The 21985-nt window shown below is 57.7% G+C and carries 16 protein-coding genes; 13 read left to right on the top strand and 3 right to left on the bottom strand.

What is annotated here, in order from left to right:
• Positions 1-107: 107 nt before the first annotated feature.
• The 8 genes from glpD (at position 108) to glpK (ending at position 9278) form a co-directional block, all read left to right on the top strand.
• Positions 108-1658, top strand: a complete 1551-nt coding sequence (gene glpD / locus RHM62_RS07295; protein WP_322124861.1) for a glycerol-3-phosphate dehydrogenase — start codon at positions 108-110, stop codon at positions 1656-1658.
• 62 nt (positions 1659-1720) lie between these two features.
• Positions 1721-2821, top strand: coding sequence for an ABC transporter ATP-binding protein (locus tag RHM62_RS07290; RefSeq protein ID WP_322124860.1), 1101 nt, complete (start codon positions 1721-1723; stop codon positions 2819-2821).
• Positions 2822-2823: 2 nt separating this feature from the next.
• Positions 2824-3924: an ABC transporter ATP-binding protein gene (locus tag RHM62_RS07285; protein ID WP_322124859.1), complete on the top strand. Its 1101-nt coding sequence runs from the start codon at positions 2824-2826 to the stop codon at positions 3922-3924.
• The gene (locus RHM62_RS07280) at positions 3911-4780 is read left to right on the top strand and encodes a sugar ABC transporter permease (RefSeq protein ID WP_322124858.1); all 870 of its coding nucleotides are present in this window, start codon (positions 3911-3913) and stop codon (positions 4778-4780) included. The genes RHM62_RS07285 and RHM62_RS07280 overlap by 14 nt, the downstream gene beginning before the upstream one ends.
• A complete protein-coding gene (locus RHM62_RS07275; RefSeq protein WP_322124857.1) occupies positions 4777-5583 on the top strand; it encodes a carbohydrate ABC transporter permease in 807 nt (268 codons plus the stop codon). Before RHM62_RS07280 ends, RHM62_RS07275 begins: the two co-directional genes overlap by 4 nt.
• Position 5584: 1 nt before the next feature.
• Positions 5585-5869 carry a DUF2160 domain-containing protein gene (locus RHM62_RS07270; RefSeq protein ID WP_322124856.1) on the top strand — a complete coding sequence of 95 codons (285 nt, stop codon included), beginning with the start codon at positions 5585-5587 and terminating at the stop codon, positions 5867-5869.
• Between the two features lie 90 nt (positions 5870-5959).
• Positions 5960-7684, top strand: coding sequence for an ABC transporter substrate-binding protein (locus RHM62_RS07265; protein WP_322124855.1), 1725 nt, complete (start codon positions 5960-5962; stop codon positions 7682-7684).
• Positions 7685-7778: 94 nt separating this feature from the next.
• A complete protein-coding gene (glpK, locus tag RHM62_RS07260; RefSeq protein WP_322124854.1) occupies positions 7779-9278 on the top strand; it encodes a glycerol kinase GlpK in 1500 nt (499 codons plus the stop codon).
• 211 nt (positions 9279-9489) lie between these two features.
• Here glpK and RHM62_RS07255 read toward each other — a convergent pair whose 3' ends face one another.
• Entirely contained in the window at positions 9490-9894 is a 405-nt protein-coding gene (locus tag RHM62_RS07255; RefSeq protein WP_322124853.1) for a hypothetical protein, read from the bottom strand.
• 1 nt (position 9895) lies between these two features.
• Here RHM62_RS07255 and RHM62_RS07250 point away from each other — a divergent pair, with 1 nt between their 5' ends.
• Positions 9896-12088: a protein kinase domain-containing protein gene (locus RHM62_RS07250; RefSeq protein WP_322124852.1), complete on the top strand. Its 2193-nt coding sequence runs from the start codon at positions 9896-9898 to the stop codon at positions 12086-12088.
• A gap of 192 nt (positions 12089-12280) precedes the next feature.
• Positions 12281-13075 carry a thymidylate synthase gene (thyA, locus tag RHM62_RS07245; RefSeq protein ID WP_322124851.1) on the top strand — a complete coding sequence of 265 codons (795 nt, stop codon included), beginning with the start codon at positions 12281-12283 and terminating at the stop codon, positions 13073-13075.
• A gap of 69 nt (positions 13076-13144) precedes the next feature.
• On the opposite strand, the gene RHM62_RS07240 is transcribed toward thyA, so the two are convergent.
• Positions 13145-15334: an immunoglobulin domain-containing protein gene (locus RHM62_RS07240; RefSeq protein ID WP_322124850.1), complete on the bottom strand. Its 2190-nt coding sequence runs from the start codon at positions 15332-15334 to the stop codon at positions 13145-13147.
• Between the two features lie 262 nt (positions 15335-15596).
• Here RHM62_RS07240 and RHM62_RS07235 point away from each other — a divergent pair, with 262 nt between their 5' ends.
• The 3 genes from RHM62_RS07235 to RHM62_RS07225 all read left to right on the top strand — a co-directional run bounded on the left by RHM62_RS07235 (position 15597) and on the right by RHM62_RS07225 (position 19093).
• Positions 15597-16085 carry a dihydrofolate reductase gene (locus RHM62_RS07235; protein WP_322124849.1) on the top strand — a complete coding sequence of 163 codons (489 nt, stop codon included), beginning with the start codon at positions 15597-15599 and terminating at the stop codon, positions 16083-16085.
• Between the two features lie 2 nt (positions 16086-16087).
• Positions 16088-16672, top strand: a complete 585-nt coding sequence (locus tag RHM62_RS07230) for a DUF4337 domain-containing protein (protein WP_416172296.1) — start codon at positions 16088-16090, stop codon at positions 16670-16672.
• A 168-nt stretch (positions 16673-16840) separates the two neighbouring features.
• Positions 16841-19093 carry an arginine/lysine/ornithine decarboxylase gene (locus RHM62_RS07225; RefSeq protein ID WP_009665888.1) on the top strand — a complete coding sequence of 751 codons (2253 nt, stop codon included), beginning with the start codon at positions 16841-16843 and terminating at the stop codon, positions 19091-19093.
• A 96-nt stretch (positions 19094-19189) separates the two neighbouring features.
• Here RHM62_RS07225 and RHM62_RS07220 read toward each other — a convergent pair whose 3' ends face one another.
• Positions 19190-21979 (bottom strand): AAA family ATPase, encoded by a 2790-nt coding sequence (locus RHM62_RS07220; protein WP_322124848.1) that lies wholly within the window; start codon positions 21977-21979, stop codon positions 19190-19192.
• Positions 21980-21985: the final 6 nt, after the last annotated feature.

Here is a 21985-nt window from a genome sequence, read left to right as displayed (position 1 = left end):
ACCCAAACGAAAATAAATAAACAAAATAAATGTTGGTTACTGTTCGGTATATGTCGTATCTTGTTCCCTGAATCATAGCTAACTTTGCAGACGGAGGCGAGATCAAGATGGTCCAGAATCAATCCAACATCGAAGTAGATGTGCTGGTCGTAGGCGGTGGCATCAATGGTGCGGGCATCGCCCGTGACGCTGCCGGCCGCGGACTGTCGGTGCTTCTGTGCGAAAAAGACGACCTCGCCGCGCACACCTCGTCGGCCTCGACCAAGCTGATCCACGGTGGCTTGCGCTACCTCGAACATTACGAATTCAATCTCGTGCGCAAGGCATTGATCGAACGCGAAGTGCTGCTGCGCTCGGCACCGCACATCATGTGGCCGCTGCGCTTTGTGATGCCGCATGATCGCGGTCAGCGCCCGGCCTGGATGATCCGCATCGGCCTGTTCCTGTATGACAAACTGGCCCGCCGCGAGATGCTGCCCGGCTCGCACGGCGTGAACCTGCGCACCGACCCGACCGGCACGCCACTCAAATCCACTTTTACCCGCGGCTTCATGTATTCCGATGGCTGGGTCGACGATGCTCGACTAGTCGTCCTCAATGCCATTGATGCGGCCAGTCGCGGCGCGCAAATCCATACGCATACCACCTGCGTCTCGGCGGTACGCCATGACAAATACTGGGCAGTGACCTTGCGCAATGAGGCCGGCGACACCGTCGTGGTGCATGCGCGCAGCATCGTCAATGCCGCCGGTCCGTGGGCTGCCCACTTCCTGCAGGATGCTGCTCACCAGCCATCGACCAAAACCGTGCGCCTGATCAAGGGCAGCCACATCGTCGTCAAGCGTTTGTTCACGCATCCGCATGCGTATATTTTCCAGCACCCGGACGGCCGCATCGTGTTTGCCATTCCCTACGAAGATGACTTCACGCTGATCGGCACCACCGATCTCGAATACCACGGCGATACCAATAAGGTCGTCATCGAACAGCATGAAATTGATTACTTGTGCGAACTAACCAGCCGGTATTTTAAAATACCGATAGTGCCGACCGACGTGGTATGGTCCTACTCAGGCGTACGTCCGCTGGTCGACGATGCGTCGGCTGCTGCCTCGGAAGTGACGCGCGATTACCGGCTCGAATTCGACACCGGCGCTGACGCTGGCAACGGCGGCGCACCGATGCTCTCGGTTTTCGGCGGCAAGATCACCACCTTCCGCAAGCTGGCCGAAGAAGCGGTCGACCTGCTCGCTCCGGCACTCGGCAACCACACGCCAAGCTGGACCGCCGATGCCTGCCTGCCCGGCGGCGACCTGTACGGCCCGGTCCCGGCCAACCGTGCGGTGCTGGAATTCGACGGCTACGTGCAGGGCCTGCAGAAAAAATACGCATGGCTGCCGGCAAAACTGGTCGCGCGTTACGCGCGCGCTTACGGCACCCGGATCGATTTGCTGCTGGCAGATAAAACCGGCATCGCCGACCTTGGCGAAGAAATCGCCACCGGTCTGTACGCAACGGAAGTGCACTACCTGATGCAGCATGAATGGGCAAGCTGCGCCGCCGACATCCTGTGGCGCCGCTCAAAGCTGGGATTACACCTGCCAGCCGACACAGCGCAACGACTCGACAGCTGGATGGCAGCACAACACAACAACTAGCCACGACAACCTCGCGATCGACCGGACAAAAAGGCCGACGCGACAACATAGCAGGAGACACAGTGCGCCTCGTATTAGAAAACACCAGCAAGAAGCAGGGTGCCCAGCACCATCTGTATCCGCTGTCCCTGGCCCTGGTACCCGGCACGATCAACGTGCTGCTCGGTACCACGCAGGCCGGCAAGACCACGCTGATGCGGATCATGGCCGGACTCGATCGCCCGACCCGCGGCCGCGTTCTGGTCGATGACCAGGACGTCACCGGTGTGCCGGTACGGCAGCGCAATCTGGCGATGGTCTATCAGCAGTTCATCAACTATCCGTCGTTTTCGGTATTTGAAAATATCGCTTCGCCGCTGCGCATCCAGCGCGTGCCCGAAGCCGAAATCCGTACCCGCGTGCACGATATGGCCGAACGCCTGCACATCACGCCGCATCTCGAACGCGTGCCGGCCCAGCTGTCCGGCGGCCAGCAGCAACGCTGCGCGCTGGCCCGCGCACTGATCAAGAATACCGAACTGCTGCTGCTCGACGAGCCGCTGGTGAACCTCGATTACAAGCTGCGCGAAGAACTGCGCAAGGAGTTGTCGGAGCTGTTTTCCGATGGCCGCACCACCGTCGTCTATGCCACCACCGAGCCGCTGGAAGCACTGCAACTCGGTGGCCACATCGCCGTGCTGCACGAGGGCCGCTTGCTGCAGCAAGGCAGGACACTCGATGTCTTCAACGCACCCAATTGCATCAACAGCGCGCGCACCTTCAGCGATCCGCCTATCAATCTGATGCCGGCCAGCGTCGATGGCAAAGGGTTCGCGCAACTCGGCGACGGACTGACGATCCCGCTCACGCCACAACAGCGCCAGCAACTTGCCGGGCACCCGCAAGTCATCCTCGGACTGCGCGCGCACAGTCTGCGCCTGACACCGGAGCAATCCGGAGCCTTGCCGATAGCGACCGAAGTCGACCTGTCCGAAATCAGCGGCTCCGAAACCTATGCCCACCTGCACCGCGGCGATCTGTCGCTGGTGGCGCAACTGAGCGGCGTCCATGCGCTCGACATCGGCGCGCGCTGCACGGTCTATTTCAAGCCCGATGACCTGTTCATTTTCGACCCCGACGGTGCCTTGCTGTTTGCGCCGGTCCAGCCAACGGCAGGAGCGTAACCATGGCCCGCATCGAATTACAGGAACTGGCGCACGCCTACCTGCCGGACCCGCAGAATCCGAGCGATTACGCCTTGCGCCCGATGACAATGACCTGGGATGACGGCGGTGCGTATGCCTTGCTCGGACCATCGGGCTGCGGCAAGACCACGCTGCTCAACATCATTTCCGGACTGGTCAAACCCTCGCATGGCAAGGTGCTGTTCGATGGCAAGGACGTCACGCAGCTGCCACCGGAAGCGCGCAACATCGCGCAGGTATTCCAGTTCCCGGTGATCTACGACACGATGACGGTGTACGACAATCTGGCTTTTCCGCTGCGCAATCGCGGCTGGAAAGAGGCCGCCATCGGCCAGCGCGTGCTGCACATCGCCGACATGCTGGAACTGACCCCTGAGCTCAAGCATCGCGCTGCCGGACTGGCCGTCGATGCCAAGCAAAAAATTTCGCTCGGACGCGGACTGGTGCGTCCCGATGTCGCCGCCGTGCTGTTCGATGAACCGCTCACCGTCATCGACCCGCACCTGAAATGGCTGTTGCGCCGCAAGCTCAAGGAAATCCATCACGAGCTCAAGCTCTCGCTGATCTACGTCACGCATGATCAGGTCGAGGCACTGACCTTTGCCGATCAAGTGGTCGTGATGACGCAAGGCGAAGTGGTGCAGATCGGCTCGGCGCAAGACCTGTTCGAGCAACCCGACCATACCTTTGTCGCCTACTTTATCGGCAACCCCGGCATGAACCTGATGCGCTGCGAAGTCAGTGATGGCCACGCGCTACTGGCCGGTAACCGCGTGCCTTTGCCAGCCACGGTGCAAGCCCGGCTGGCACAGACGCCAGGAAAAACCACCGTCGGCATCCGACCGGAATTTGTCGAATGCCTGACTGCGCCGCGTGCCGACGCGCTGCCTGCCACGGTGCGCTCGATGCGCAACCTCGGCACCCATTTCCTGGCCGAATTCGAGCTCGGTCACGACATCATCGCCGCCAAATTACCGGTCAGCGCGGGTGATGCCGGTGCCCCCGCATGGCTGGTGTTTCCGCCGCAGCGCACGCTGTTTTACGTCAACGACAAACGGGTGGCCTACCATGAAAACCTATAACAACCGCGCCTGGCTGCTGGTCTTGCCCGTCCTGATCTGCGTGGCATTTTCGGCTGTCCTGCCGCTGATGACAGTGGTCAATTATTCGGTACAGGACATCCTCAGTCCGACCCGTAGCGTCTTCGTCGGCACCGAGTGGTTCAAGATCATCATGCAGGATGACGAACTGCACGGCGCACTGCTGCGTCAGATCATTTTTTCGCTATCGGTGCTGGCTATCGAATTGCCACTCGGCGTGCTGATCGCGCTGACCATGCCGGCCACCGGCTGGCGCGCCTCGCTCGCGCTGGTGCTGATCGCCCTGCCCCTGCTGATCCCGTGGAACGTGGTCGGCACCATCTGGCAAATTTTTGCGCGCAGCGATATCGGCTTGCTCGGGGTGGTGGTGAACCAGCTCGGCATCGATTACAACTACACCGGCAATTCGATGGATGCGTGGGTCACGGTGCTGGTAATGGATGTCTGGCACTGGACGCCGCTGGTGGTGCTGCTCGGCTATGCCGGCCTGCGCTCTATTCCGGATGCCTACTACCAGGCCGCGCGCATCGATGGCGCATCGCGCTGGGCGGTGTTCCGTTACATCCAGCTACCCAAAATGCGCAACGTGCTGATGATCGGTGTGCTGTTGCGCTTCATGGACAGCTTCATGATCTACACGGAACCGTTCGTGCTGACCGGCGGCGGACCGGGTAATGCGACCACGTTCCTGTCGCAATACCTGACCCAGAAAGCGGTCGGCCAGTTCGATCTCGGACCAGCGGCAGCCTTTTCACTGATCTACTTTTTCATCATCCTGCTGTTCTGCTTTGTGCTTTACAACTGGATGCAGCGTGCCGGTACAGGGGATAAATCATGATGAACAAGCGTATTAGCGGCGCCATGCTGGCGTTCTACCTACTGCCGTCGCTGCTGCCGATTTACTGGATGCTCAACATGTCCCTGAAGTCCAACGACGAGATCGTTGGCGTGATGACGCTGTGGCCAAGCGAGCTGACACTGGGCAACTACAAGACCATCTTCACCGATGCGTCCTGGTACAGCGGCTATCTCAATTCGATCATCTATGTGCTGATGAACATGGTGATGTCGGTGGCCGTCGCATTGCCGGCAGCGTATGCCTTTTCGCGCTATTCGTTTTTGGGCGACAAGCACCTGTTCTTCTGGTTGCTGACCAACCGGATGACGCCACCGGCAGTGTTTCTGCTGCCGTTCTTCCAGCTCTATTCGACGGTCGGCCTGATGGATACGCACCTGGCCGTGGCACTGGCACACATGCTGTTCAATGTGCCGCTGGCGGTCTGGATTCTGGAAGGTTTCATGTCCGGCGTGCCAAAAGAAATCGACGAAACCGCCTACATCGACGGCTACAGTTTTCCGCGTTTCTTCGTGCGGATTTTTCTGCCGCTGATCAAGTCCGGCGTTGGCGTGACGATGTTCTTCTGCTTCATGTTCAGCTGGGTCGAACTATTACTGGCGCGTACGCTGACCTCGATCAATGCCAAACCGATCGCGGCCATCATGACCCGCACCGTCTCGGCCTCCGGCATGGACTGGGGCACGCTGGCCGCTGCCGGCATGCTCACCATCGTGCCGGGCGCGCTGGTGATCTGGTTCGTGCGGCACTATATCGCCAAGGGTTTTGCGATGGGGAGGGTCTGATATGGGTAACGCATTTGCCTGGATGGCATGGACCACACCGGTGGCGATTTTCTTTGTGTCAGTCGGCCTGATGCTGGCCGGGATGACGATCTGGGAACTCAAGTCGCCGACCATTGAACGCAAGGGTTTCATTCCGATGATCACAACACGCGGCGACCGCCTGTTCATCGGCTTGCTGAGCGCCGCCTATATCAACCTGGGCTGGACCGCGCTGACCACGGGTGCGCAATGGCCGGGCACCGTACTGAGTTTTATCGTGTTGTTGATCGTGATGCGCTGGGGCTGACCTGCGGGTCGGCTGCTGCCTCAACGCTTGCCGTCGCCTTCGCCTGCGGCAGGTGGAACAAGTCAGGCGAGGATTCAATTGGAGACAGAAATGAAAATAAAATTAACGGCCGTCGCGATGGCGGCGATGCTGCTCAGCGGGTCCTCATGGGCCGACATGAAAGCAGCAGAATCCTGGGTGAACAAGGAATTCCAGCCCTCGACGCTGACCAAAAAACAGCAGCTCGAAGAAATGAAATGGTTCATTGATGCCGCCGCCAAGCTCAAAGCGAAGGGCGTCAATGAAATCAATGTGGTGTCGGAAACCATCGACACCCATGTCTACGAATCCAAAGTACTGGCCAAGGCCTTCGAGGAAATCACCGGCATCAAGGTCAACCACGATGTGATCCAGGAAGGCGACGTGGTTGAAAAAATGCAGACATCGCTGCAATCAGGCAAATCGATTTATGACGGCTGGGTCAATGACTCGGACCTGATCGGCACGCACTATCGCTATGGCCAGACCATCGCGCTGACCGATTACATGGCCGCTGCCGGCAAGGCCTACACCAATCCGGGCCTGGACCTGAAGGACTTCATCGGTACCAGTTTTACGACGGCGCCGGACGGCAAGATGTACCAGCTGCCGGACCAGCAATTCGCCAACCTGTACTGGTTCCGTGCCGACTGGTTTGCGCGCAAGGATTTGCAGGCCAAGTTCAAGGCCAAGTACGGCTATGAGCTCGGCGTACCGCAAAACTGGTCGGCCTACGAAGACATCGCGGCCTTCTTCACCAACGACGTGAAAGAACTCGACGGCCACAAGGTGTATGGCCACATGGACTATGGCAAGAAAGATCCGTCGCTGGGCTGGCGCTTCACCGATGCCTGGCTGTCGATGGCAGGTGCCGCCGACAAGGGTTTGCCGAACGGCATGCCGATCGATGAATGGGGCATCCGTGTCGCCGACGACAAATGCACGCCGGTCGGTGCCTCGATGTCGCGCGGTGGCGCGACCAATTCGCCGGCGGCCGTGTATGCGCTGACCAAGTACATCGAATGGATGAAAAAATACGCACCACCGGTTGCCAATGGCATGACCTTTTCGGAGTCCGGCCCGGTACCTGGCCAGGGCGAAATCGCCCAGCAGATTTTCTGGTACACCGCGTTCACCGCGCCGATGACCAAGGCCGAAGCCGTCAGCAATGCCGATGGGTCACCGAAGTGGCGCATGGCACCGGGTCCGCATGGCCCTTACTGGAAAGAAGGCATGCAGAACGGCTATCAGGATGTCGGTTCATGGACCTTCCTGAAGACCACACCGCCGGATCGCATGAGTGCAGCCTGGCTGTATGCGCAGTTCGTCAATGCGAAGACGGTCTCGCTGAAAAAATCGATTGTCGGGGTGACCTTCGTGCGCGATTCGGATATCCGTAGCGAGTACTTCACGAAGAATGCCGCCAAGTACGGTGGTTTGATCGAGTTCTATCGCAGCCCTGCCCGCGTGGCGTGGACGCCGACCGGCAATAACGTGCCGGACTATCCGAAAATGGCGCAACTGTGGTGGAAGAATGTGGCTGTCGCCGTCACCGGTGAAAAAACCCCGCAAGCTGCCATGGATAATCTGGCCGAAGAAATGGACCAGATCATGGCCCGTCTCGAACGAGCCGGAATGTCCCACTGCCCGCCTAAGCTCAACCCGAAAGGCGATCCGGCCAAGTATCTGTCGGATGATCACGCCCCGTGGAAAAAGCTGGTCAATGAAAAGCCCAAGGGCGAAACCATCGCCTACGAGAAGTTGCTGCAAGCGTGGAAAGAAGGTCGCGTGAAGTAAGCCTGCAAGGAGGTCGCCCGGCGCACACCGGACGACCTCGCCGTCATCCCCACCCGGGCATGACCACCGCAACACCGATTACAGACAGGCTCGCATGAAACCCGAATTCATCCTCGCCATCGATCAAGGGACCACCAGTTCCCGCGCTATCCTGTTCGACCATGCCGGCAAGCTATGCGGCATGGCGCAACAGGAATTCCGCCAGATTTTTCCGCAACCCGGCTGGGTCGAGCACGACGCCAACACGCTCTGGGAAACGCAACTGGCCGTGATGCAGCAAGTCATGGCCGAACACCATGTCAGCGCCGACCGCATCGCCGCCATCGGCATCACCAACCAGCGTGAGACCACGGTGGTCTGGGACCGCCAGACCGGCGAGCCGATCGCCAACGCCATCGTGTGGCAAGACCGGCGCAATGCGGCACTCTGTGAAAAACTGCAGGCCGAGGGCAAGGCCGGGATTTTTCAGCACAAGACCGGACTGGTTCTGGATGCCTATTTTTCAGGCACCAAACTGACCTGGTTGCTCGACAACGTACCCGGTGCCCGCGCCCGCGCCGAACGTGGCGAACTGGCCTTCGGCACCGTCGACAGCTGGCTGGTCTACAAACTGAGCGGCGAACACGTGACCGACACCAGCAATGCCTCGCGCACGCTGCTGTTCAACATCCGCACCCAGCAGTGGGATGACCAGTTGCTGGCGTTACTGAACATCCCGCGCAACATGCTGCCGACTGTGATGCCCAGCAGCGGCGTTGTCGCCACCACCCGCGCCGACCTGCTCGGTGCGGCGATCCCGATTGCCGGCATCGCCGGTGACCAGCAAGCCGCTACCTTCGGCCAGGCCTGCCATCAGCCGGGCATGGCAAAAAATACCTACGGCACCGGCTGCTTCATGCTGATGAACATCGGCCAGGAAGTCATTTCGTCGCATAACAATTTGCTGACCACGATAGGCTGGACCTGTGGCGACAGCTTGCCGGGCAGGACCGACTACATGCTCGAAGGCAGCGTCTTCATGGCCGGCGCCACGGTACAGTGGCTGCGCGACGGGCTGGGCATCATCAAGCATTCGTGCGAGGTCGAAGCGCTCGCAGCCAGCGTGCCGGATACCGGTGGCGTGATGTTCGTGCCGGCCTTTTCGGGCCTGGGTGCGCCGTACTGGGATGCCCATGCGCGCGGCACCATCGTCGGCATGACGCGCGGCAGTACCAGCGCGCATATTGCCCGCGCTGCGCTCGACAGCATCGCTTACCAGAGCGTCGATGTGCTGGAGGCGATGCAGAAAGATGCGCTGATCGCGCTGACTGAATTGCGTGTCGACGGCGGCGCGTCGTGCAATGACTTGCTGATGCAATTCCAGGCCGACATCCTGGGCGTGCCGGTGGTCAGGCCAGTAGTCACCGAGACCACGGCGCTGGGTGCCGCGTATCTGGCAGGACTGGCGGTCGGCTTCTGGGACTCGCAGGAAGAAATCGCCGCGCACTGGCAAATGGAGCGCCGCTTCGAACCGGCGATGGGCAGTGATGAACGCAACGAGCGCTTGCGACTGTGGCGGCGGGCGGTGGAGCGCTCGCGCGGGTGGAACGAGTAACGAGTAGCGAGGCAATCAGGCCCGGCAGCCTGCCAGCAGATACCTGGACGGCATCTCCGAACTCCAATAAAGTGCCCCCGCTAATTGGGGGTCGGCCCTGTCCGGAACCTTCGTTGGGTTCGCGAGACACATAAACACGCGGCGCTCATTCATCAAAACCAACTTTTCATTACGGCGCGTGTCCGCCCTGTTCGATACCATCGACGACCAATCATGAAAAGAGATGAACGATGTTTAACCTAACCAAATTCAGCATCCCAGTTTTTTTTAAGAGTAAAGCCGCGCCAAAAGCCAGCAAAGAAAATGAAGCGCCAGACAGGTCTGGCATGGCGAACCAAAGCGGCAAGAAAAATTTCTCCGCTTTCCGAGGAAATATACCAACGGCTTTATTAAAATTTTTCTCGAAAATAAATCCTGCCGAAAAAAAGACATCTGCAAATATCATGCCTTCAGTCAGTTCGTCAGAGACGCTCTCGTACATGAAGAGTACTGCTACTGCCAGTTCGTCAGGGACGCTCTCGTACATGAAGAGTACTGTTACTGCCAGTTCGTCAGGGACGCTCTCGTACATGAAGAGTACTGCTACTGCCAGTTCGTCAGGGACGAATTCATTCACGATGGAAGGACATTCAACTAGCCCAACGGAGATTAATCCGAATTCTAAAAAATCCGATACTCTTTCAAAAACATTCCTTCAATCGGACTCAGTAACACTATCCCGCAGCATACGCTTGCACCAGTCAAAGATTCCATTTCGCAAGATCCAAAAAAAAGATGCCTTTTTGGAAAAAATAACGTCGGACATCGCCTTGGATATTGATAAGTTATTAAACAAAAGAAAATATATTACAGAGCAGTCTATTGCCTCTTTAAAGCTTGATATTGCAGCTCTTACAGAAAAATCAAAACTTTCTATAAGCAAGGAATTACAAAGTATTTTTGAAAATGACAACAATTCCGATAAAGACGTAAAAATAAAACAACTGAAAACCGATAAATTTAAAAAAAATATCGATGACTTTATTTTTGACAGCGTTATCACGATAAGGCCAGAACTGCGCGTTGCTTTATCAGATCATATCAAATGGGAAGCCGGCGTGGGCCCCATCCATCCGGACTGCACATTATCATTTCGGGGAATCACATTAAAGACGGCTGACATCGCAAACGGCGCTTTTGGTAGTGTGTCTATATTTACGAATAAAGATGGCGACACCTTTATCGGGAAAATAAGCAAAAACAAAATGATAGGTCGTAATGGCAGAGTCAAGGATGATCTTGCCGATGAAATGAAAGCCTATCAAACCATCTATAAAAACCCGAGATTGGGACCGCATCCAAATTTGGTGAATGTGTATGGCATTGCAATAATTCCGACTGCCGATGGTCCAAAACGAACATTGTTAATGGAAAAAGTCCCGGGACCAAGCGGTGAAAAATTATTTGCCGATCTGCGTTCTGCATGGGACGGAGGGGCAATCTCGACCGCCGAATACTATAGCGCACACCAGTTCATCGGCCGAAAATTACTTGCCGTAACTGAACATCTGGGCAAGGCAGGGATTGTACATAACGATATAAAACCGGAAAATTTTTTAGTTAATGCCAAGACGGGCGAACCTATTTTGATCGATCTAGGTCTTTGGAAAAAAAAGGGCGGAAGGAAAATAGCAGGAACACCGATTTTCATGTCACCCGAAGCACGTAATGGGAGACCACTCAGCGAACTAAGCGATCTCTTTACAATAGGAGCAACGCTAGTGAACGGCATCGAAGGCCGTATCGGCTTTAAAAAAAATGAGGAAATTTTTTATAACACGGACACCGCACCTTATTACCCAGGCACGGAAGATTGTTATAACGTCGCTCCAAAGGATGGATTGTATAAACGTCTCACAACTATTCGCGATGACCATAATAAGGTGCAACATCAACCCGGCACTTATTCCGTGAACTTAGCCTATTCAGATGCTGTCAACAAGATGCTTCTTCCTGAGCCGCATCAGCGTATTCAGTTTTCCGAAATTGCTGATACCCCTTTTTTCAATGACAGCATTCTGGACGACGCGGAAGCAAAAAGAATAATTTCGAAAGTAATTGCGATTTCTAATGAAAAACGCCTACCTCAACCATTAAAAACACGTACTTTAAAGATACCTAGTCCAGCGAACCAAAACAAGATTATTCTTGAAAATCAAGCTTGCTTTGATCGACTAATTATCGTACCTGATTTACGAGATTTTTCAAATTTACAAAAAAACGCAAAGAGCGATCCTGTCCTGGCCGATTTTCTATTAAGAGAAATGCCCGTTGATGTGCAACAGATTGTGGAATGGAAATCGCATGGCTATGTTGATTTTTTGGAGACAGAATCTAGACAATGGATGGATCTTGCTATCAGGTTACAGCCGGAAATTGCATCTCTAACAGTAAAAAGTGGAGTCAAAAACACAGGCGTTCATAATCCAGACACTGTCATGACGATCAAGGAAATGAAAGAAAGACAACTTCACATAGCGGAAGAATTATCTAAAAAAATGGGGTCACAACTCTCCATGGACGAACTTAAAAAATATGTAGCAGAAGCCACTACATTTTTGCGCGATGCAGCGAACGTCAAAATAATCGACCGATCACTGTCTGCCAAAGTAGAAAATTTTTCACGCATTGTTTCCACCATTAAACAAGTTATCGCATTAGATGCTGAAACTCGTATTAGCTATGAACCAGAGAAAAAAATCGATATGAAATTTATGCGTTGGCTTTTAACAAGCGCGACACCTACTGGCCGAAATTTGATCAAGGAGTGAACAGAGCGAGAGTTTGCAATCCGTGCATGAAACGGCGGAGTATTCCCGACCGTTCGGGTCCGCCCACCCGCATTCGAGGTGCTACGCGCGACAAATCGCCATCAAAAAGAGAGCATAAAATCAGCTCCGCCAACGAAAAGAAACAAGCAAGGCTTGCGCTACAATCACGCATCCTTTTTCCAGGCTTCCCCGATGCGCCAATACCTCGACTTCATGCGCCATGTCCAGCAACATGGCACCGAAAAAACCGACCGCACCGGCACCGGCACACGCTCGGTGTTCGGCCATCAGATGCGCTTTGCGCTGCAGGATGGCTTCCCGCTGCTGACCACCAAGAAGCTGCATCTGAAATCCATCCTGCACGAACTGATCTGGTTTCTCAATGGCGCAACCAACATCGCCTACCTGAAAGAAAACGGCGTCTCGATCTGGGATGACTGGGCCGATGCCGACGGCAACCTCGGGCCGATCTATGGCTATCAATGGCGCTCGTGGCCGACGCCGGACGGCAGCCACATCGACCAGATCACGCAGGTCATGGAGCAGATCAAGACCAATCCCGATTCGCGCCGGATGATCGTGTCGGCCTGGAACGTCGCCGATATCCCGAACATGAAACTGCCGCCCTGCCACGCGCTGTTCCAGTTCTACGTGGCCGACGGCAAGCTGTCGTGCCAGTTGTATCAGCGCAGCGCCGATATCTTTCTGGGCGTGCCATTCAACATCGCGTCGTATGCGCTGCTCACGCACATGATGGCGCAGCAGGCCGGGCTGGAAGTGGGCGACTTTGTCTGGACCGGCGGCGATTGCCACCTGTATTCAAATCACATGGAGCAGGTCGATCTGCAATTGACGCGCACGCCGCAAGCGCTGCCGACGCTGGTCATCAAGCGCAAGCCGGCGTCGATTTTTGATTACCGGTTTGAGGATTTCGAGATCACGGGGTACACGCCGGATGCGCATATCAAGGCACCGGTGGCGGTGTGAATCGGGTATGAAAAAAAGCCCCTGGCGCGGATTGCGACAGTGGCTTTTTTTATGGATAAGCCAGTTAGATCAGAAGCGTTGCACCACGCCGTTGATCTCGACGAAATAGCCGTCCGGCGTGACAAAAATCCGCCCGACCTGGAAGCCGTTGCGCATCAGGCTTAGCTGCCCGGACCCACTGGGGATCCCCCCCACAGGTGACTTGAACGATAAGGTCCCGTTTGCCACGTAGGGCACACCATCAAAGATAAAACTGACATTACGATGCTCGGTGCTGCCTTCCAGAACTACTCCTGTCGCGTTCACGAAACCCGAAAATACGATATCCCCGCCGGTAAATTGGGTCAGTTGACCGGTCAGGTTATCGCGCAATGTCGAGCCGGGAACCGGCGTCATCGTGGCTAAAAAATCTGTGGGCCCAGTGGCACGCGACCTTGTAGACACAAATTGCACGCTGCCGTTACCCGTCAGGTCGGTTGCATCCGGCGTACCCACATCCTTCCTGAGGCGGAAGTTGGTGATTTCACCGATATCGCTATAACGGGTCAAGCCGGCATCGAGCGTATAGCTGATATTCGCAGTGCCATTGAGCACCACACCAGAATTGCTAACAACCGCACAATCATTGAAGGTGCCACTAATACGGTTGCTACCGCTGGCTAACTCCGTACCAACCGGTATTGCCTGGCCATTGAATGACCCGGTAGCGCTGCCCGTGCGGCAGGCGAGAGCAGGATTTAGCCAGCGCATTTTATCCACGACGTCGCCGTCGATAAACTCGCTTGACGGGGAAGAGACCATTGTCCCCAGATCAAAAGATTGAAGCAGCAATTTCACCAGCTTCGACAGCTCGGCAGGAGGTACGCCAGGGGTCACTGTCAGGGTTGCCGGTGCGCTGGTCACAGAACCCGCTTTATTGGTCGCAGTCACAGTAAATTGCGCCTTATCGTCGGCTGGAGAAACAGCAGGCAAACGGTATCTGGATTCGGTAGCGCCAGTAATCGGACGTCCGTTGCGTGACCATTGATAGGTAACCGTATCGCCATTTGCCATCACTGCCCGGAAGTCCACTGGCGTGCCGTTGGGTGCGCTGATCGAATCCGGCGATGCAAGAAATGACGGGGGAACAATAGCTCCGGGCGAAAGAAGTTCCAGGCAGGCAGGCAAGGTAATGTCAGTCGATGATGGCCCGGCCTTTACCGCTAACGATGAGCGCGGGTAAGTTGCACCGATGCTGGCCAACCCATTACGACGCATTGCGATTCGGAATTTTCCTTGTGAATCGGTGTTGCCGGTGGTGGATCCAGAGTAATCGATGCCGCTACTGAGCACGGTAGCCCCGCTCAATAATTTGCCGTCGGCGCTTGCCACACACCCATTGACGAAGATGGTGTCCGCCACCTTGTCGGCATTCCAAACCGTAAAATGCTTGACGCTTCCTTCGTAATACTGATTCGGTGCAACCCCCGCCAGCGTCGCCACGCCCTCCTCGACCCACAAGCCGGTCGTCTCATTGAAATAAAACAGCGGAATTGTCGGTGGCGGCAAACCCGAGCGGCTCGCTAGCGGGATGCGGATCGTCGCAGTTTTACCAGGTGCGAGGTTGAGCGACTTGCCCGCAGCATCGCGCAACTGCACCGACAACGCACCAAAACTCTCGATCGTCGAACCGGCGCTGGTCGTGTAGTCCCCCGGCATGTTGGCCGGATTGGTGGCGGGGTTGATGGCGGCGAGCCGGACGGTGACGGCACCTTGCGGCGCTGCGCCGGTGACAGCGTCGACGATGCTGGAAGGTGGCAGCGTAACGCGGGCCGGACTGGTGCTGTCGGTCACGGTGGCACCGGCACTGTTATCGAACGTGGCACTGGCAGAAATGGGCGTCATGCGGGCGGTGACGCTGGCGGTCGCGCCGGCCGTGACCGCGGTGGTGGCGTAGGCATCGGCGTAACCGTCACGCACGAGACGCACGACCAGCCGCTCAGCGCTGGCGACCTCGTCCTGGCTAAAACTGCCATCGACCGCCGTGAGGACGGTTTTGCCGGCGAGCTGGACTTGCACGCTGCCGAGTGGCAAGCCGGTATCGCTGGCGACGGCGGTGCCGGTGACGCGACCTGATGCGCCCGCGGCTGCCGGCGGCGCATCGCCGGCCGGGGGTGATGTCGCCCCGTCGTTGCTGCTACCACCACCGCCGCATCCGGCAATGAGCAACGCGCTCACTGCGGCTATGGTCCATGATTTGACGTTCTGACTGACTTTCATGCGTACGACTCCCCGTTGAATTGATGACGAAAACATCCGAAAGTAATGCATCCGTAACCCGCTCCGGTCCGCTTCGGTTGCCACACCGAACCGGCCACCGAGATCGCATGAACAACATCGATATTCGTGGGGACTAACCGACAGATCGCCGCCCGTAGTGCAGAGTTGCCACGAGCGCGTGCGCCGGTATAATTCGGCGGCACGTGCGATCCCGCATCGCGTGCGACCCGCTCACTTTGCCTGCCGGAAACCCAGACGCCCCATGACTACTCTGACCCTGATTGTCGCCACCGATAACGCCGGCGGCATCGGCATCCGCAACACGTTGCCGTGGAAACTGCCGGAAGATCTGGCCCATTTCAAGCGCACCACCACCGGCCATCCGATCCTGATGGGCCGCAAGACCTTCGAGTCGATCGGCCGGCCGCTACCAAACCGCCGCAACATCGTCATCAGCCGCAACCCGGACTGGCAGCACGAAGGCGTCGAGACCGTCGCCTCGCTGCAGGCGGCACTGGACTTGCCGCAGGCGGCCGAGGTCTTCGTCATCGGCGGTGCAGAAATCTACCGGTTGGCGCTGCCGCTGGCTGACCGTTTGATCATTACCGAAATCAACCAGCGCTTTGAGTGCGATGCGTTCTTCCCGGCGATCGATCAGGCAGAATGGGTTGCCACCGCACGCGAACCCCACCAGTCGATATCGAACGGATTCGATTTCGCCTTCGTCACTTACCAACGCCAGAAAGGTTAATCATGTCAGACGGTTTTCATGTCCACGGACCCCACGATCACGCGGTCGAACACGCCGGTCACGACGGCGACAAATTTTCGGGCCGCATCGCGGTCATGACGGCAATTCTGGCCACGGTCGGCGCGCTGTTTGGCTACCTGGGCGGTGCCACGCAGAACAATGCGGCGATGCTCAAGAACGATGCCGCCATCAAGAAAACCGAAGCCTCGAATCAGTGGAATTATTACCAGGCCAAATCGAACAAGCAAAACCTGGCCGAACTGGCGATGTCGCTGCCGGGCGTCAACGTCGAGAAGTACAAAGCAGACGCTGCGCGCTACAAATCCGAAAAAGAAGAGATCAAGAAAGCCGCCGAAAAACTGGAAGCAGCCTCGCTCGACTTCAACGCGCAGTCCGAAGCGCAAATGCATGAACACCACCGCTGGGCCCTGGCCACCACGGCCGAGCAGATCGCAATTTCTCTGGCAGCAATCACACTGCTGACGCGGCGGCGCTGGATGCAGTATCTTGCCTACGGCATTGCAGCTGTCGGCCTTGGTCTCGGTGTGCTGGCCTGGTACCCGCATTTGCTGGGCGCAGCGCACTAAGCCGGTGTCCGGCACGGCGCGATGTCACGTAACGGACATCCCGCCATCGTCCTATTTCTGCGAGAATTCGCGTTCCCGTATTTTGTCGGCAATTTACCGATTCACGGCGTACCCCGACCTGCGGTGCGCCTCACTTGCCGCGTGACCCATACGGCCACTGGAGAACACATGAAATTCCGCTTCCCTATCGTCATCATCGACGAGGACTTCCGCTCTGAAAACACCTCCGGCCTGGGCATCCGCGCCCTCGCCGATGCGATGGAAAAAGAAGGCATGGAAGTGCTCGGCGTGACCAGCTACGGCGACCTGTCGCAGTTCGCGCAACAGCAATCACGTGCCTCTGCTTTTATCCTCTCCATCGACGATGAAGAGTTCGGTGCCGGTTCGCACGAAGAAACCGACCACGCGCTCAAATCGCTGCGCGCCTTCGTCGCCGAAATCCGCCACAAGAATGCCGACATCCCGATTTACCTGTACGGCGAAACCCGCACCTCGCGCCATATCCCCAACGATATCCTGCGCGAACTGCACGGCTTCATCCACATGTTCGAAGACACACCGGAATTCGTCGCGCGCCACATCATCCGCGAAGCCAAGTCCTACCTCGATGGCCTGTCGCCCCCGTTCTTCCGCGCGTTGGTGCATTACGCCAATGACGGTTCGTACTCATGGCATTGCCCGGGTCACTCGGGCGGCGTAGCATTTTTGAAGTCGCCGATCGGCCAGATGTTTCATCAATTTTTTGGCGAGAACATGCTGCGCGCCGACGTCTGCAATGCTGTCGAAGAACTCGGCCAGCTGCTCGACCATACCGGTCCGGTCGCTGCCAGCGAACGCAACGCGGCACGCATCTTCAATGCCGACCACTGCTACTTCGTCACCAACGGCACCAGCACCAGCAACAAGATGGTCTGGCATTCGACGGTCGCGCCGGGCGACATCGTCGTGGTCGATCGCAACTGCCACAAGTCGATCCTGCACGCGATCATCATGACCGGTGCGATCCCGGTATTCCTGATGCCAACGCGCAATCACCTCGGCATCATCGGCCCGATTCCGCTGTCGGAATTCACGATGGAAAACATCCGCAAGAAGATCGAAGCCAATCCGTTTGCGCGCGAAGCCAAGAACAAGAAACCGCGCATCCTGACCATCACGCAATCGACTTACGACGGCGTGATCTACAACGTCGAAACCCTCAAGCAGATGCTTGACGGCGAAATCGATACGCTGCATTTTGACGAAGCATGGTTGCCGCATGCGACCTTCCATGACTTCTACAAGGACATGCACGCGATCGGCAAGGACCGCCCGCGCGCCAAGAAGTCGATGATTTTTTCGACGCAATCGACGCACAAGTTGCTGGCCGGCCTGTCACAGGCCTCGCAAATCCTGGTGCGCGAATCCGAATCCGTGAAACTCGACCAGGATGCCTTCAACGAGGCTTACCTGATGCACACCTCGACCTCACCGCAATATTCGATCATCGCTTCGCTCGATGTCGCGGCGGCGATGATGGAAGCACCGGGCGGTACTGCGCTGGTCGAGGAAAGCATTCTCGAAGCGCTGGACTTCCGCCGTGCGATGAAAAAGATCGACCTCGAATGGGGCCACGACTGGTGGTTCCAGGTCTGGGGACCGGACACCTTTTCCGAAGACGGCATCGGCGAGCGCGACGACTGGATGATCCGCGCCGAAGACGACTGGCATGGATTCGGTAACCTCGCGCCGGGCTTCAACATGCTCGACCCGATCAAGGCCACCATCGTCAACCCGGGCCTGTCGCTCGACGGCAAGTTCGGCGAGACCGGCATCCCGGCGTCGATCGTCACCAAGTACCTGGCCGAGCATGGCGTGATCATCGAGAAGTGCGGGCTGTATTCGTTCTTCATCATGTTCACGATCGGCATCACCAAGGGTCGCTGGAACACGCTGCTGACCGCATTGCAGCAGTTCAAGGACGACTATGACAAAAACCAGCCGCTGTGGCGCATCCTGCCCGAATTTGCGGCAGCCAATCCACGCTACGAGCGCATCGGCCTGCGCGATTTGTGCCAGCAGATCCATGATTTTTACAAGGCCTACGATATCGCGCGCCTGACTACCGAGATGTATCTGTCGGACATGCAGCCGGCGATGAAACCGTCGGATGCGTTTGCAATGATGGCGCACCGCGAAATCGACCGGGTACCGATCGACGAACTCGAAGGTCGTGTCACGTCTATCCTGCTGACGCCTTATCCGCCGGGTATTCCTCTGCTGATTCCTGGCGAGCGCTTCAACAAGACCATCGTCGATTACCTGAAATTCGCGCGGGATTTCAATGAGAAGTTTCCGGGCTTCGAGACCGATGTGCATGGTCTGGTGACGCGCGAGGTGGATGGCAAGCGCGGCTACTTCGTGGATTGCGTGCGCAAGTAGATCCGGCCAGCCGGCTCCGGGCGGAGTCGGCCTCGCAGGCTTGTTTTATGCGAGCTCAGGCTGACCGGACTGCACACGCTAATCAGGTTGTGCTGATCAGCCTGCCTGCAGATAGGCAGCGATGCGATCGGCCAGAAACGGCGCGGCAAACTCGCCAATCAGCGGCAGGTTCAAGGCCTCGAACACCGGCACCCAGGTATCACTGCCCTGCAGGTTGCGGCGCACCCGCAACTGCGGATTGAACTGGTACCAACCCTGCATCACCCGCACGAACAAGGCCCGGTTGTGGGCATAGTCGCGCTCGACTTCGTTGCGTGACAGCACACTGGAAATATGCTGGCGCTGGCGGCGCTCGGGCCGGACTACGTTGGCTGGCATGTGCTGCCACGCGTCGAGGATGGCGGCCGACTCGAAGGCCGCATACCGTCGCCGCTGGGGCTGCGTAAAACGCGACGAAAACAGCACCCACATCGTCTGGAACAGCAAATATTCGGCCAGATGCCGATCGATACGCACCAGCCGGTCTCCGCTGCTGACATCGATCGAGGATGGTGCCAGCAATTCATACAGGGCAGCGAACGGGCCGCGTGCGAAGTCCTTGTCGCGGAAGGCTTCGCGCATGGCCCAGTGCAGCGCATTCCAGCCGTAGTGATCGACGGCCTCGCGGTCGGCACCACGGTCGAGCAAGGCGCCGGCCAGCGCGATATTGCCGGCGATCGCTGCCACCATCAGCGGTGTCTGGTTCAGCGGCAGGCGGTGATCAACGCCGTACTGATCGCACTGGCGCAGCACGTCCTTGATGTGATTCGTAAAATACGGCGAATAGCTCTTGCCCTGCAACGCGGTGCGTTGCGCCGCAAAATTTTTGGCCACATCGAACCTGGCCTCGACCACCAGCCACTGCGCCAGTAGCGGCAAATCGAAGCAGGTAGCGATGTCATAGAGCTGCTGACGCTGCTTGTTGCCGGGCACGTGGTCACGCAAGACTTTCTCCATCAATTCGCGCGTCTTGCCGGTATCGAAGACCGGCCACGGCACGGCAGCCTGACGCAGGATGTCGCGCCGGATCGCTTCGGCTTGCTCTTGCTTGCCTTGCAGTTCGAGCTTGTGCGCTTCCTTCTGCCAGTCTTCCATCGACGAGCGACCGGCCTCGACTTGTACCGCGCCGCCGGCGGCCAGGTCGAGTAGATCGAACAACGGATGGCAGACATCGGACTCGACCAGATACAGGTTCGAGATCGCCCGCGTCAGCGCCACATACAGCGCATTGACGAAAAATTTATAGACCTCCAACGACTTGTCGGTCTTGTCGCGCGCACGCCGGTAGTCCAGCGTGTCGATGTCGAGCGCCTGCTTGTCGACGCCGTCGGCGATGCCGGCAAACTCGGCGCGATGATCCGAGACAAAGCGGTACAGCACGATGTTGTCGTACTCGAGCCCCTTGGCTTCATGGATGGAGAACAGCAAGGGCGTGCCGAAATGCTGGCGCGCAGCGGGCTTGTCTTCATCGCGCATGACCAGCACCGCAAAGCGGGTCGACTGGCGGGTCTGGCGATCGAGGTCGCGCTTGACGTTGTCCTTGTCGGCCATCAGCGCGACTTGCCCGGTCGTGCCGCCGACACTGCTGACCAGGAAATTGCTCTCGCGGTCGATCGAGCCGAAACGCTGCTGCTTGATCTTCAGCAGCTGGTTAGCCACGCGGGTGGCTTCGGTGCCATTGCGGAAATTGGCGGTCAGCACGCGCAGCGCCTGGCGCTCGGCCAGCGCCGGATCGTGCCAGAACACGCTGCGCACGGTAGCCCACGAAAAAAAGTTCGGATGGACGATCTGGTTCGAGTCGCCGCACAGCAGGAACCGGCCGGGCTGCTTCAATGTGCGCAACACCAGCGCGAGCTGCACGGCGGTCAGGTCCTGCACCTCGTCAATGACGACGAAGTCATAGCGCGGCGCGGCCAGCGCTTGCCATTGCTGCGCCACCAGGTTGACATCGAACAGGCCGCTCCCGTCGAGCCAGACGCGGTATTTATCGAACAGGTCGTAGAGCGCCGGGCGCTGCTCGTCACTGAAAATCGACTGCCGGACACCCAGCGCCAGATAAGCTGCGCGATCGAGCACGCCAGCGCTGCCGGCCGTGATGACACCGCGGATTTCTTCGAAGGCCTGATGCGCATCGATGCCCTTGAAGCCGACCCGCACGCGTTCGAACCAGCCTGCAAAATCGCGCCATTGCGCGTCGCGTCCGGGCGGCACCCGGATCGATTCGATGAATTCGCGGTACGACAAAAAGATCGCTTCCTGGCCGGGCTGCTCGTAGCCGTTGGCGTAATACAGATCACGGGCGTTGCGGGCGAGGAAAGCCGAGTGCGTGACATACAGCACCTCGCCGCTGACCTGCTTGAGTTTTTCGAGGGTCAGCGCGGTCTTGCCGCTGCCGGCGCTGCCGACCACGATCAGCGGCGGCGACTGACGGTAAATGTCTTCTTGCGCCGCATCGAACGAGATCGGCTTGTCGAGCAAATGGATAGTGAGCGAATCGGGATGCAGATAGCGCAGCGGTTGGGCCTCACGCAGTGCTTCGGGAATGTCGAGATCCGGAATGCGCGCTTCGTCGACACGCGCACCGCGCAGGAAACGGGACTTGTCATAGTCGTGATTGAGGATCACTTCGAGCATCAGCGCACAGACCTGCTCGCCATGCCGCACCAGCGAAAACAGCAAGCGGTCGGCGTCGCCAAGCTTGGCGCGATAAAACTTGCCGTGACTGAGGCTGACCAGTTTCTTGACCTGCGCAGCCGAAAAATCATCGCGCTCGATGGCGGCCACGACCTTGCGATAGGCGGCAGTGACCGCGTTGGTATCGAGGCCGATGTATTCAAGTACTTTCATTGCCTA

Origin of the sequence: Actimicrobium sp. CCC2.4 (assembly GCF_034347385.1) — a bacterium.
GTDB lineage: Bacteria > Pseudomonadota > Gammaproteobacteria > Burkholderiales > Burkholderiaceae_D > Actimicrobium.
Note: the sequence above shows the minus strand (reverse complement) of the source record. Positions and strands in the feature narration are given on the sequence as shown.

Coding starts and splice junctions, on each gene's coding strand:
- glpD (WP_322124861.1), top strand. CDS start 108: ATGGTCCAGAATCAATCCAACATCGAAGTAGATGTGCTGGTCGTAGGC.
- RHM62_RS07285 (WP_322124859.1), top strand. CDS start 2,824: ATGGCCCGCATCGAATTACAGGAACTGGCGCACGCCTACCTGCCGGAC.
- RHM62_RS07280 (WP_322124858.1), top strand. CDS start 3,911: ATGAAAACCTATAACAACCGCGCCTGGCTGCTGGTCTTGCCCGTCCTG.
- RHM62_RS07275 (WP_322124857.1), top strand. CDS start 4,777: ATGATGAACAAGCGTATTAGCGGCGCCATGCTGGCGTTCTACCTACTG.
- RHM62_RS07270 (WP_322124856.1), top strand. CDS start 5,585: ATGGGTAACGCATTTGCCTGGATGGCATGGACCACACCGGTGGCGATT.
- RHM62_RS07265 (WP_322124855.1), top strand. CDS start 5,960: ATGAAAATAAAATTAACGGCCGTCGCGATGGCGGCGATGCTGCTCAGC.
- glpK (WP_322124854.1), top strand. CDS start 7,779: ATGAAACCCGAATTCATCCTCGCCATCGATCAAGGGACCACCAGTTCC.
- RHM62_RS07250 (WP_322124852.1), top strand. CDS start 9,896: ATGGAAGGACATTCAACTAGCCCAACGGAGATTAATCCGAATTCTAAA.
- thyA (WP_322124851.1), top strand. CDS start 12,281: ATGCGCCAATACCTCGACTTCATGCGCCATGTCCAGCAACATGGCACC.
- RHM62_RS07240 (WP_322124850.1), bottom strand. CDS start 15,334: ATGAAAGTCAGTCAGAACGTCAAATCATGGACCATAGCCGCAGTGAGC.
- RHM62_RS07235 (WP_322124849.1), top strand. CDS start 15,597: ATGACTACTCTGACCCTGATTGTCGCCACCGATAACGCCGGCGGCATC.
- RHM62_RS07230 (WP_416172296.1), top strand. CDS start 16,088: ATGTCAGACGGTTTTCATGTCCACGGACCCCACGATCACGCGGTCGAA.
- RHM62_RS07225 (WP_009665888.1), top strand. CDS start 16,841: ATGAAATTCCGCTTCCCTATCGTCATCATCGACGAGGACTTCCGCTCT.
- RHM62_RS07220 (WP_322124848.1), bottom strand. CDS start 21,979: ATGAAAGTACTTGAATACATCGGCCTCGATACCAACGCGGTCACTGCC.